This window comes from Paracoccus sp. DMF (assembly GCF_004407025.1).
Lineage (GTDB): Bacteria > Pseudomonadota > Alphaproteobacteria > Rhodobacterales > Rhodobacteraceae > Paracoccus > Paracoccus aminovorans_B.
Map to the genome: position 1 here is coordinate 13,416 of NZ_SOKV02000022.1, position 12,971 is coordinate 26,386.

The following is a 12,971-nucleotide window of genomic DNA, read 5'->3' on the forward strand; positions in this document are numbered from 1 at the left end:
GGCTTTCACCCGCACGCCCTGGCCTGGTCCCGCAGCACCGCATAGTCGCTGAGCATGCGGACCAGCATCGCCCCCTCCGGCAGAGCCTCGACCTCCCTGGCCGCGCGGACCTGTTCGGCGGTGGTGTAGGTGACCACCGGCGGACAGGCCCCCGGCCCGCCGCTGTCAGAACCGCCCGCCGCGCAACCGCTCAGCGAGAGCATCGCGATCAGCGGGGCGGCGGCTGGCGGCTTCCAGCATCCGGCGGTGGACGGCATTACTTCTCTCCCGTGTTTCCAAGCGCTCGGCGGCACGGCCGGCGCGCTCGCCTGCCCGGCGCAGGTTCACCATGAACAGGAGGATCGCAGCACCGGCGAGGAGGATCCCCGCCGCCCTGCGCCCCCACGCCGATCCGGCGAACGCGGCACCCAGCCCGGCAATCACCGCCGCCCCCGCTTCCAGTCGTCGATGCGGGCATGGATGGTGACGGCGATGCCGGCGAGCGCCACGGCGATCAGCAGCCAGCGCAGGGTGTCGAGGTAAGGCACCAGCGGCTGGATGGCCCCCTGCGCCTCGGCGAGCACCTCCCGCGCGACCTCGACGCCGGCAGCCTGGATCACGGTTGCCGTCAGTCCGGCGCGCTCGCGGCCATAGCGGTCATAGTTCCACTGGATCACCTCTTCCCGGCGCTCATGTTCGAAATCGACGTCGATATCCGGCGGCTCGCCGCGTTCCTTACTGATGAACCGCTCAAAGATCAGGGCGATGCTCTCGGGCGGGACCTCGGTGATGCCCAGAAGATAGCAGACCACGGAATTCGCCGCCGAGCCGCGGCCCTGACAGAGGATGCCCTTCGATCTGGCAAACTGCACGATGTCATGTACGGTCTGGAAATAGGGCGCCTAGTCCACCTCGCGGATCAGAGTCAGCTCCTTCTCGACACGGTGGACGATCGTCGGCGGCGGGCCGGCAGGATAGCGTCCGTGCGCACCTGCATCTGGACCGCCATCGCGGCGCTTGCATCGCGGGGCAAGAAGCCCACATGAACGATTCTCGAACCCAGCCAGCACTTGTGCCAGCCAGGAGCCTGACATGAAGCGATCCCTGCCCGTTGACCTGTCGCTGGTCCTCTCGCTCGCCACAGTACTCGGCATGGCGATTGCCGTGGCCGGACGGTGGCCGGCGCACGAGATTCTTGGCGCCTTGCTGGCTCCGGGGCTGGCGCTGGTCTATCTGGCGGGCGGGTTTCCGACCGCCTGGCGCGCGGTTTCGGAACTGTGGCGCGAGCATGTTCTCGACATCGACCTCTTGATGATCGCCGCCGCCATCGCTGCGGCGGTGGTCGGCGCACCGTTCGAGGGCGCGGTGCTGCTGACGCTGTTCAGCATCTCCACCACGCTTGAGGAGCGGGCACTCGGCCGGGCGCGGCGGGCCATCGAGGCGTTGATGGCGCTGCGCCCCGAGACGGCGCTGCGCAGAACCGCGGGCGGCGCGGTCGAGGAAGTCGCCGCCGGGGAACTGGCCGTCGGCGACGTGGTGGTGCTGCGGCCCGGCGCACGGGTGCCGAGCGACGGCGTGGTTCTCACCGGGCGCGGCGGCATCGACGAGGCCAACATCACCGGCGAATCCATGCCCGTATCGAAGGAGGCGGGCGCACAGGTCTTCGAGGCTACGGTCAATCTCGACGGCGTGATGGACATGACCGTCACGAACACGGTCGGCGACAGCACCATCGCCCGCATGATCCGGCTGGTGACCGAGGCGCAGGCCGCCCGCGCCCCCTCCGAGCGGTTCAGCGAATGGTTCGGGCAGCGCTATACGGTCGCGGTCATGGCCGGGGCGGTGATCGCCTTCGCCGCCTTCTGGTGGATGGGCCGCGACTGGGAACAGGCGCTCTACCGGGCGGCAACGCTGCTGGTCGCGGCCAGCCCCTGCGCCATCGTCATCTCGGTCCCGGCCGCGATCCTGTCGGCGCTGTCGGCGGCGGCGAGCGGCGGCGTGCTCTTCAAGGGCGGGGCGGCGCTGGAAACCCTGGCGAGTGTCGAAACCTTCGCCTTCGACAAGACCGGAACGCTGACCACCGGCCGCGCGGCGGTGACGCGGGTGGTGGCGCTCGACGGCGACGAGGCCGGGTTCCTGTCGCTGCTGGCCGGGCTGGAGGCCGGGTCGGAACACCATATCGCTGCCGCCATCGCCCGCGAGGCCGGGGCGCGCGGGCTTGCGGCGGCGAAGGTCGTGGACGCAACGGCACGGCCCGGGTTCGGCATCCTCGGACGGGACGAGGACGGCCCCCTCTGGGCCGGCAACCCCTATCTGGCCGAGGAGATGGGCGCCCGGATCGACCATGCCGCGTTGCAGGTGCTGGCGGATACGGCGCAGACCGTAGTCTATCTGGGGCGCGGCCAGAGGGTCCTCGGCGCTGTCTGCGTCGCGGACGAGGCGAGGCCGAGTTCGGCCGCCGCCCTGGCCGCCCTGCGCCGCGGCGGGGTTCGCCGCATCGTTATGATGACCGGGGATCGTCGCCCGGTGGCGCTGCGGATCGGCGGCGAGCTGGGGCTTGTGCCTGACGAGATCCATGCCGGGATGCTGCCCGAGGACAAGGTGCGCCGGATTGCAGAGCTGACCCGAGACGGAAAGGTTGCCTTCGTCGGCGACGGCGTGAACGACGCGGCGGCGCTCGCCCGCGCCGATGTCGGCATCGCCATGGGTGCCGCCGGGTCGGAGGTCGCGCTTCAGGCGGCCGATGTGGCGCTGCTGTCCGAGGACATGGAGCGGCTGGCCGACGCGCACCGTCTATCGCGCCGTGCTTCCGCCGTCATCCGCCAGAATCTGGTCTTCGCCATCGGCGCGATGCTGGTGCTGGTCATCGGCGGCCTGTTCTTCGACCTGCCGCTACCCTTGGCGGTGATCGGCCACGAGGGCGGAACGGTGCTAGTCGTGCTGAACGGGCTCAGGCTCCTGTCCGACCCGATCCGCCGGCCGAAGCCGCGGGGCTGACGCGCCCCTGTCGCCGGTCGCCCAGACGTTGCCGGCGATGGCGACGCAGAGCGACGGCGGCGATCTGACGCGCCCCGAACCGGTGCGCGAGGCCGGATATCGGGCCGCCGAACAGGGCGCCGATTGCACGGGGTCGGATGCCCTCCGCCTCGCGCATCGAAACAGCGCGTCGAGGCGCAGGCGCGCCGCCAGGTCCCCGCCTGCCTGGAGAACATGGTATGCGAGAGGCTCTGCCCTCGTACCTCGACGCGGTGACGGTAGTCGCCGGAAGTCGCGACGGCACAATCCTCGAGCGCGAGGATCGAATGCGCCGTGCGTCGTTCATGGTCTCCTCGTCCTTGGAGGCCAGCAGATGTCAGATCATAGCTTTCGCCACTGTCCGATTTTCGGGGGGTAGCTCAATCTGGGAGTACAAATTGCAGATCGGCGGAGCTGGGAATCGGGACGGGAAGGGGCAATTAGGAGCATTGCAGGAACACGCAAGCCCAGGGAAGAGCTGTTCGGAAGTTACATGATCACAGGCACTGAAATCACGTGGTGCCGCTCGTCAGTGCAAAGGTGTGGCGCGCGATCATCCGTTCTTCGTCGGTAGGGATGACCAGGATCGGGAGGCGACTCGCAGGGGTGGAAATGCAGGTTGCGCCAGCGGCATTGGCAGCGGGGTCGATCTCGGCGCCAAGCCAGGCAAGGCGCGCGGCGATGCGGGCGCGGATCTCGGGCGAATGTTCGCCAATTCCGGCGGTGAACACGAAGGCGTCCAGCCCGCCGAGGGCCGCGGCCAACTGGCCGGCGTGGAGGCCGCAGCGATAGGCGAAATGCTCGATGGCAAGGGCGGCGCGCGGGTCGGGGCTGGTCAGAAGGTCGCGCATGTCGCTGGAGATGCCCGAAAGGCCCTTCAGCCCCGCCTCGCGATAGAGGAGGCGGGTGATCTCGGCCGGGGTCATGCCTTTTTCCTCGATCAGATGCAGCACCACGCCGGGGTCGAGCTGGCCGGGGCGGGTGCCCATCGGCAGGCCGTCAAGCGCGGTGAACCCCATCGTCGTCTCGACGCTGCGACCACCCTGCAAGGCGCACATCGAGGCGCCGCTGCCCAGATGGGCGACGATGACGCGGCCCTCGGCGATCTCGGGCGCGGTTTCGGACAGGGCCTGCGCGATGTATTCGTAGCTGAGGCCGTGAAAGCCGTAGCGGCGGATGCCTTCGTCGTAGAAGGCGCGCGGCAGGGCATAGCAGTTGACATGTTCGGCATGGTGGCGGTGGAATGCCGTGTCGAAACAGGCGACCTGCGGGGCGTCGGGCGCGATCGCCATGGCCAGGCGGATCGGCGCCAGATTGTTCGGCTGATGCAGGGGCGCCAGAGTCTGATAGCGGGAGAGCCGGTTCAGGATATCCTCGTCGATCAGCACGGCGCGGTCGAAATCCGGCCCTCCATGCACGACCCGGTGGCCGATGGCGCGCAGGGTGATGCCCTTGCGGGTCTTCAACCAGTCCCGCAGGACGCCAATTGCGGCTGGCAGGTCGGGGATTTCGGCGGCCTCATGGCTGCGGTCGATCAGCACGGCGCCTGCAGAATCGACGATCCTGAGCCGGGGCCTGACTCCGATCCCGTCGACCTGGCCGCGCACACGTCGCTGCAATCCGCCATCGACAAGACCGAAGGACTGGAACTTCAGGCTGGACGACCCCGCGTTGACGACCAGGATCACGTCCATCAGACGCCGGCCTTCCTGCGGAGCGCATTGGCATAGATCGCCGCCACTGCGCAGGAGGCCATGCGGGTGCGGACGCTGTCGGCCCGCGAGGTCAGGATGATCGGCACGCGCGCGCCCAGCACGATCCCGGCGGCATCGGCGCGGGACAGGAAGATCAGGTTCTTCGCCAGCATGTTTCCGGCCTCGAGGTCGGGAACGACAAGGATCTGGCCGTGGCCGGCAACCGGGCCGCCGATGCCCTTGATGCGCGCCGCTTCGGGATCGATGGCATTGTCAAAGGCCAGCGGGCCATCCAGCAGGCCGCCGGTGATCTGTCCCCGTTCGGCCATCTTGCACAGCGCAGCCGCCTCGATCGTTGAGGGGATCTTCGTCGTCACCGTCTCGACCGCCGACAGGATCGCCACCTTGGGTGTGCCAAGCCCGATGCCCGCCCACAGGTCGATGGCGTTCTGTACGATGTCGCGCTTGCTGTCGAGATCGGGAAAGATGTTGATCGCTGCATCGGTGATGAACAGCGTCTCGGGGTGGCCCGGCACATCCATGATGAAGACATGGCTGATCCGGCGTTCGGTGCGCAGGCCGGTGGTCGCGTCGGTGACTTCCTTCATCAGCTCATCGGTGTGCAGGCTGCCTTTCATCAAAAGCTCGCCCTTGCCGGCGCGGATCAGGGCCACCGCCTGCGCGGCGGCGGCGTGGCTGTGCGGCGCATCGACGAACTGCCGCCCGGCAAGGTCGATGCCGTGTTCGGCGGCGATGGCGCGGATGCGGGCTTCCGGCCCCACCAGAACCGGCTCGATCAGATGTGCCGCCGCCGCCTCCATCGCGCCGCGCAGCGAGGTCTCGTCGCAAGGATGTGCGACGACGGTCAAGGCGGGCGAGCCGTCGCGGGCGGCGGCAATCAGGCGCTGGTGCTTGTCGTGAAGCTCGTCCATGGGGTGTCCGTTCAGGATGCCTTGCGTTTGTCGATCGCTGCGGGTCCGATGCCAAGAAGGCTGGCGATCCGGTTCAGCCGCTGCCGCGCCTTGTGGTCCAGCGCGCCGCTGGCCTCGACCACCTCGCGGATGGTGTCAAGCGCCATGCGGCGCTGGTCGCCGGATTCGGGCATGAGACCGGGAATGGCCCCAAGCGCCGCCTCTTCGTCGAGAAGCAGCATCTGAAGCTGTTCACGCACCATCTGCTTGAAATCGGCCAGCGTCAAAGCGCCGCTTTCGGGATGGGTCCGGCGCAATCGGGCGATCTCGGCGAACTGGCGTTCGTCGACGACCCTGCCCGACATGCCGACCCAGATCAGCGCCCGCACCACTGCCGCGACAGGACCGCCCTCCGTCATGTTTCGGCGCAGCCCCTCGTCGCGGCGCCTGACCAGTTCGTCATGCAGCCCGGTATGTGCGGGCTTGCGCGGGCGCTCTGTCGAGGATGTGTCGACGCCTAGCGCCGCCTGCAAGGCCCTATTGCCATAAATGGCGTGGAAACTGGCCTCGGATGTCCAGTTGATCACGTCGCGCATCGCGTCAAGACCCTGAACGATGGCGGTTGATGTCATCTCCTGCATGTTGAGCCAGGGGTTGTCCGGGCTGGCAGGTTCGCGTTTTTCGCGCACACTTTCTGCCAGTCCCTTGACCTGCCGCATCCAGGGGTTGCCGGCGCAGAACATCTCGTAGGACAGTCGCAGCGGGTGGAACCTGCGCGTCGCCTCGGCGAAGGATGGCGTCGTGAAGGCCTGCACGAAGGGCTGGGCGAAGGTGCGGTAAAGTGCCAGGTTGATCTCGGAGAGCCGTGCCACCGTCTCGAACTTGCGCTCGTCCTCAAGGTCGTTGCCGCCAAGCGCGCGGATGTCATCCAGCGTGCGCGCCTCGCAACGCATCACCCAGTCGCCCTTGACCAGATCGGCATTGACTCCGGCCGCCTCCTTCGGGGTCAGCACCGCCTCGTAAAGACCGGGGGGCAGCACGTCGATCAGGTCGATGTTGTGGGCGAACTCGTCATGTTCCTTGCGTGCGACCTGGCCCGAGACGAAAATGCCCAGATGGCCGATATGGTCGTGCACCGTGTAGACAATGGTTTGCCCCCAGGCGCGGATGTCGTCCTCGCTGTCATAAAGGTCAAGGATCCAGTCCAACGCCTGCTGCGGCGGAGTGATGTTGTCGCCCTTCGAGCAGAAGACGACGATGGGCGAGTTGATCGCGCGCAGGTCGATGGCAGTGCCATCCGCAGTTCGGATATCGCCGGCCGCAAGATGGTTGCCGACGAAAAGCTCGTCCACGATCCACTGCATTTCCCCGGCATTCAGCGTGACCAGGGCATTCCACCACTTCTCGAACCCAAGGTAACGCTCGGGCTCGGTGTCGATCTTCGACCAGAGATTGTATTGCTTGGTCCAGAAGGTGTTCGCCGGATCCTGCGCCTCGAAGTTCTGGACCAGCGCGGCGCCATCGAAGATGCCGCCCCCCAGATCGCCCGCCAGTGCCGTCAGCCAGGTTCCGCCCATGAGGCCGCCGGCATAGCGCATCGGATATTTGCCATGCACGCCCGCCCAGTAGGACAGAGGCGTTCCGGGAACGATGATCGGGCCGAAAAGCTCGGGCCGCAGGGCGGCAAGGATCATCACCGCCCAACCGGCCTGGCAATTGCCGATGACGCAGGGCTTGCCCTCGGCCTCGGGGTGGCGCGCGACTACCGTTTCCAGAAAGGTCGCCTGGGCATTGGTGACATCAAGGATGGTCTGGCCGGGAACCGGTTCGGGCAGAAAGCCGATGAACCAGACCGGATGGCCCGCCTTCAGCGCGACGCCCACCTCGCTGTCGGCCTTGAAGCCGCCGATGCCCGAAACCTGACCCGCGCGCGGATCGACGATCACGAAGGGACGTTTCAGGGGGTCGATGGTTACGTCTTCAGGGGGGACGATCCGATAGAGAAGATAGTTCACCGGCGGGTCGAAACTGCGGGCATCGAGGACCAGTTCGGCATCATAGCTCAGGACATTGGGCGCCGGATCTTTGGTATGGGCGTCGTACTGGGCGGCACGTTCGCGCATCACGTCAAGGAAAATCACCGAACGCTGCCAGGCATCTGTCATGTATTCCGCAGTCTGCGCCATCGCGGGAAATGTCATGTCACGCTGAGCCATGTTTCCACCTTTCGATTGCCGGAAGGCCGGCGGGTTCGCCAACCGTCCCATGGGTTCGATATGTCTATCTGCGCGCTGGGCGGCGAAAGGCAAACCATGCGCCCCCGCCCCCGGCGCAACTTTTCGTTATCTGGGCGCGCCCCTTAGCGCAGGAAGGCCCGGAACTGCCGGAGTGCCAGCCAGAACAGCACCGCCCCGATCACCGCCAGCGCAAGAAGCTGCGGCCAGACCACCTCCAGCCCGGCCCCCCGGAACAGGATCGACTGCGACAGGATGATGAAGTGGGTATTCGGTGCCGCCAGCATGATGGTCTGGATGAACTCCGGCATCGACTCGCGCGGGGTCATGCCGCCGGACAGGATCTGCAGCGGGATGAGAACCATCATCATCAGAAGCGCAAACTGCGGCATTGTGCCGGCGACCGTGGCCATGAATATCCCCATCGAGGTCATGGCGACCATCATCAGAACCGCCCCGGCAAGGAAAAGCGGCACCGATCCCGCGACGGGCACATTCATCAGCCCCTGAACCACCACCGTCAGCGAGAAGGTCGAGCCAAGCAGAACCACCAGCCCCATCGACCAGATCTTGGACAGCATGATCTCGGTCGCCGTGACCGGCATCACCAGAAGATGTTCGACCGTGCCATGTTCCTTTTCCCGGATCAGGGCTGATCCGGTCAGGATCAGCGACAGCATGGTGATCGACTGGATAACGCTGTTGATGGCCCCGAACCAGCCGGGATCAAGCGACGGGTTATAGCGGGCGCGAAGGGCCAGTTCGACGGGCAGCGTGCTTTGCGCCCGATACCCCGAGACAAATTCCGAGACCTCGCTGGACACGATCTGACTGACATAGCCGCCGCCGGTGAAAGCCTGGCTCATCCGTGTCGCGTCAATGTTCAGCTGGATCGCCGGTGCCTTGCCCGCCAGCACATCGCGCTGGAAATCCGGTGGAATGTTCAGCGCGAAAGTATCCAGGCCCGCATCCATCCTGGTGTCGATTTCGGCGGCGGTAATCAGGTTCGGCGGCACGAAATAGGGCTGATAGAAGGCCGAGACGATCCGCGACGATAGCTGCGACTGGTCCTCGTCGACGATCGAGATCGCGGCATTGCTCAGCGTCTCCGGGCTGGAATTGGCCGAAGTCCAGACCGACAGGCTGAAGGAATAGACGATCAGCGCCAGCATGATCCAGTCGCGCCACAGCCCGCGCAGCTCCTTCACCCCGAGGTTTCGGACGTTCTTCAGGTTCATGGCGCTACCTCTCCTGCTTCTTCAGGAAGGACACGCTCAACCCCAGGATGATCGGAACCGAGGCCGCCATCGCCAGCGTCGGCTGGATCAGTTCAACAAAGCCGAACGATTTCGAGAAGGCACCGCGGGCCGCCGTGATGAACCATGTGGCCGGATAGACCTCGCCGATGGTACGCCCGAACCCTTCCAGCGAAGATACCGGGTCGATCAGACCGGAATAGGACACCGCGGGAATCATCGTCAGCAGCGTCGTCGCGAACAAGGCCGCAACCTGGCTGGAGATGAATACCGACACCAGAAAGCCAAGCGCGGTGCTGGCCGTCACGAACACCAGCGCGGACATGGAAAAGCCGATGAAACTGCCGGTGAACGGCACCCTGAAGACGAAAACCGCCATCACCATCATCAGCACGAAGTTCACCATGGCCAGCGCCATATATGGCAGCTGCTTGCCCAGAAGGAATTCCAGCCGCGTCACCGGGGTCACGTAGAAATTGATGATCGAACCAAGCTCTTTCTCCCGGGCCACCGACAAGGTGGTCAGGATGGCCGGGATCATCAATAGCAGCATGGGCAGGACCGCCGGCACCATGGCGACGATGCTTTTCACATCCGGGTTGTAGCGGTAGCGGGTGACAAGCTCGAAATCGCCGGCCAGAGCGGCCGAGCCAAGCGCCTCGCGCATCTTGCGCGTGATCCAGTCGCCGTGCATTCCCTGGATATAGCCCTGCACCGTGCCGGATTGGGTCGGGTTGGCACCGTCGAACCAGGCGCCGATCTCGACCGTGCGGCCGCGCGCCACATCCGCGGCAAAGCCGGCAGGAATCTCGATCGCCAGGCTGATCTCGCCCGCCCGCATCCTTGCGTCCATGTCGTCATAGCCCTGAAGCGCGGGCCGTTCGGTGAAATAGCGCGATCCGGCAATGTCGGCGACATAGTCCCGGCTGGCAGTGGTCTGGTCACGGTCCAGAACCGCAAAGGTAAGATCCTCGACATCCATGTTGATGCCAAGGCCGATCACCACCATCAAAAGCAGGCTGCCGACAAGCGCCATCGCCAGACGGATCGGGTCACGCTGAAGTTGCAGGCTTTCCAGCCGCGAATAGCTGAGAAGGCGGCGCAGGCTGAATCTCCGCTGCGGGTGCGGTGGGGCAGGTGCGGCGGCGGGCGCGGCCTGATTGGCTGCTTCGGGCGCAGGGGCGGGTGGCGGTGCGGTCTTGTCGATCGCCTCTTGCAGATAGGCGACAAAGGCATCTTCCAGTGTCTCGCAGCCTTTCGAGGCCTTGATCGCCTCGGCCGTGTCGCTGATCAGCACCTCTCCGGCATGCATCAGCGAGATGCGGTCGCACCATTCCGCCTCGTTCATGAAATGGGTCGAGACGAAGATCGTCACGCCATCCTTGCGCGACAGGTCCGCCAGAATGCGCCAGAAGCCGTTGCGCGCGACCGGGTCCACACCCGAAGTCGGCTCGTCAAGGATCAGGATCTCTGGTCCGTGGATCAGGGCCACGGCCAGCGAAAGCCGCTGCCGGATCCCCAGGGGCAGCGCTTCGGGCAGCGCGTCCGCCACGTCACCAAGGTCGAACCTCTCCGCCATCTCGGCCACCCGCGCGGGGATCTTCGCCTCCTCAAGGGCGAAAAGCCGGGCGTGCAGTTCCAGGTTCTGTCGCACCGTCAGTTCCGAATAAAGCGAGAAGGCCTGGCTCATGAATCCGACCCTGCGGCGCACCGCCAGGTCGCGGGCATCGACCTCGTGGCCAAACAGCCGGGCGATGCCCTCGGTCGGCTCCAGAAGGCCGGTCAGCATCTTCATCGTCGTGGTCTTGCCGCAGCCGTTGGAGCCGAGAAAGCCGAAGATCTCGCCCTTGGCGATGCGAAAGCTGACGTCGTTGACGGCGGTGAAATCGCCGAACCTTTGGGTCAGGTGTTCGGCCTCGATGGCAATCTCGCCATCGGTTGCATCGCGCGGTGGGATCACCACCTCCTGATCGTCACCGCGATCGGCCGCCGGCAAAAGCGCGATGAAGGCGCGGTCAAGATCGGCCGCGCCGGTGCGCGCCAGAAGCTCTGCCGTCGTGCCCGTCGCCAGCACCTTGCCGGCGTTCATCGCCACCAGCCAGTCGAAACGCGCGGCCTCCTCCATATAGGCGGTGGCCGTGATCACGCTCATGTCGGGGCGCGTGGCGCGGATGCTGTCGATCAGATCCCAGAACTGGCGGCGCGACAGGGGATCGACGCCGGTCGTCGGTTCATCAAGGATCAACAGGTCCGGGTCATGGATCAGCGCGCAACAAAGGCCCAGCTTCTGCTTCATGCCACCGGAAAGCTTTGCCGCCGGACGGTCGCGGAACGGCGACATGCCGGTCGCTGTCAGCAGGTCAAGGATGCGGCGATCTCTTTCGGCCTTGTCATGGCCAAAGAGCCTGCCGAAGAACTCCAGATTCTCCTCGACCGAAAGCGTCGGGTACAGGTTCTTGCCCAGCCCCTGCGGCATATAGGCGATGCGCGGGCAGACCCGGCTCCGGTGTCCGGCGTCGCGCATGTCGCCCCCCAGCACATGCACGCCGCCGTCCTGGATCACGCGCGCCCCGGCAAGCAGCGACAGAAGGCTGGACTTTCCAACGCCGTCGGGACCGATCAGCCCCACCATCATGCCGGCGGGGATGTCCAGCGTCACCCTGTCCAGCGCAGTAACCTTGCCGTAACGCAGGATCAGGTCACTGACCGATGCGACCGGCGGCTGGTCTGCCCCGGTCATTTCACGACATTGGCAAGCGAGGCCGGCCATTCGGCATCGGGAAGCGTCTTCAGATAGGCCATGCCCGGGAGGCCGGTCTTCACATAGGCGACATAGCGGGAAAGCAGCTCTGGATCGACTTTTGCCCGAACTCTGAACATCAGCTTCTCACGCTCTTCCGCCGTCTCGACCGTCTTGGGGGTGAATTGCGCCACATCCGCCACATAGGAAACCGTCGCCGGGATCACGATACCGGGGGCTGCATCCAGGGTCAGGCGCACCTCGGACCCGATCTGAACCCGCCCCGCCTGCGATGTGGGCAGGAACACCGTCATGTAGACATCGCCCAGATCGACAAGACTCAGGATCCGGCCCCCCGAGCCGACGACCTCGCCTTCCTGTGCGACAAGATACTGGATACGACCGCTACGGGGGGCGACCAGCGTCGCATCGTCGATCGAGGCCGTGATGGAATCGATCGAGGCCTTTGCCGCATCAATCGCGGCCTCGGCGTCCACCACCTGCGCTTGGGCCGAAGTGATCCCGGCGAGAGCTGCCGCATGCGAAGCCTCGGCCGCGGCGACGCCCGCCTTTGCCTCGCGGTCCTTCGCGCGGTCGTCGTCAAAAAACCTGCTGCGAGACCGCGTTCGTTTTCACCAGCTGTTCCGAACGGGCCAGCTTCTGGGCGGCGGCATCGGCCATGGCCTGCGCCTGATCCACCGCAGCCTCTGCCGCGCGCTCCTGTGCCTCGGCCTGGGCGACCATGGCCTTTGCAGTCTCGATAGCGATACTGGCCCGGCGCAGCTGTGCCTCGGCCTGGCGTTTCTGGGCGTTGAGCTGGACGACATCCATCTGCACAAGCACATCGCCCGCATTGACGACCTGACCTTCGGCCGCCGCAATGTCGGCGATACGGCCGCCGGTCAGCGCGGCGATGTCGATCTCGGTCGCCTCGATCCGGCCATTCGCGCCCACGATGCCCTCAGGCAGCGCCGGCGTGTCCAGCTTGGTCCAGGCAAAATAGGCCGCAACCGCCGCGACCACCAGAATGGTCGGAACAAGGTATTTCGGTTTCTGTTTCACGCCTGCCCTCACTTGCTGCGCCGCGGCATCCTTGAATGCCGATGTTATTTGTGGGGAATCGTCAATACAAGCGCAGCCCC

The 12,971-nt window shown here is 65.8% G+C and carries 9 protein-coding genes and 1 pseudogene; 1 reads left to right on the forward strand and 9 read right to left on the reverse strand.

Annotated features, from left to right (window positions below; all coding sequences use genetic code 11):
* Window positions 1-5: 5 nt before the first annotated feature.
* Both E3D03_RS12615 and E3D03_RS12625 read right to left on the reverse strand, forming a co-directional pair.
* Window positions 6-257, reverse strand: a complete 252-nt coding sequence (locus E3D03_RS12615; RefSeq protein WP_114350555.1) for a hypothetical protein — start codon at window positions 255-257, stop codon at window positions 6-8.
* 243 nt (window positions 258-500) lie between these two features.
* A pseudogene (locus E3D03_RS12625) lies at window positions 501-971 on the reverse strand (error-prone DNA polymerase); the annotation flags it as partial.
* 100 nt (window positions 972-1,071) lie between these two features.
* Between E3D03_RS12625 and E3D03_RS12630 the strand changes: the two are divergent.
* Window positions 1,072-2,976, forward strand: coding sequence for a cation-translocating P-type ATPase (locus E3D03_RS12630; protein ID WP_263567238.1), 1,905 nt, complete (start codon window positions 1,072-1,074; stop codon window positions 2,974-2,976).
* A 530-nt stretch (window positions 2,977-3,506) separates the two neighbouring features.
* On the opposite strand, the gene E3D03_RS12640 is transcribed toward E3D03_RS12630, so the two are convergent.
* The 7 genes from E3D03_RS12640 to E3D03_RS12670 all read right to left on the reverse strand — a co-directional run bounded on the left by E3D03_RS12640 (window position 3,507) and on the right by E3D03_RS12670 (window position 12,903).
* Window positions 3,507-4,688, reverse strand: a complete 1,182-nt coding sequence (locus E3D03_RS12640) for an acetate/propionate family kinase (RefSeq protein ID WP_114350557.1) — start codon at window positions 4,686-4,688, stop codon at window positions 3,507-3,509.
* Window positions 4,688-5,620 (reverse strand): phosphate acetyltransferase, encoded by a 933-nt coding sequence (locus E3D03_RS12645; protein ID WP_114350558.1) that lies wholly within the window; start codon window positions 5,618-5,620, stop codon window positions 4,688-4,690. Before E3D03_RS12645 ends, E3D03_RS12640 begins: the two co-directional genes overlap by 1 nt.
* Window positions 5,621-5,631: 11 nt before the next feature.
* Window positions 5,632-7,815 (reverse strand): TerB family tellurite resistance protein, encoded by a 2,184-nt coding sequence (locus E3D03_RS12650; protein WP_263567239.1) that lies wholly within the window; start codon window positions 7,813-7,815, stop codon window positions 5,632-5,634.
* A 143-nt stretch (window positions 7,816-7,958) separates the two neighbouring features.
* Window positions 7,959-9,071, reverse strand: a complete 1,113-nt coding sequence (locus E3D03_RS12655) for an ABC transporter permease (protein ID WP_114350559.1) — start codon at window positions 9,069-9,071, stop codon at window positions 7,959-7,961.
* Between the two features lie 4 nt (window positions 9,072-9,075).
* Entirely contained in the window at window positions 9,076-11,829 is a 2,754-nt protein-coding gene (gene rbbA / locus E3D03_RS12660) for a ribosome-associated ATPase/putative transporter RbbA (protein ID WP_114350560.1), read from the reverse strand.
* Window positions 11,826-12,326, reverse strand: coding sequence for an HlyD family secretion protein (locus tag E3D03_RS12665; RefSeq protein ID WP_245948835.1), 501 nt, complete (start codon window positions 12,324-12,326; stop codon window positions 11,826-11,828). The genes rbbA and E3D03_RS12665 overlap by 4 nt, the downstream gene beginning before the upstream one ends.
* A 103-nt stretch (window positions 12,327-12,429) precedes the next feature.
* On the reverse strand, window positions 12,430-12,903 hold the full coding sequence (locus E3D03_RS12670) for a biotin/lipoyl-binding protein (RefSeq protein WP_263567240.1): 474 nt from the start codon (window positions 12,901-12,903) through the stop codon (window positions 12,430-12,432).
* Between the last annotated feature and the right edge of the window lie 68 nt (window positions 12,904-12,971).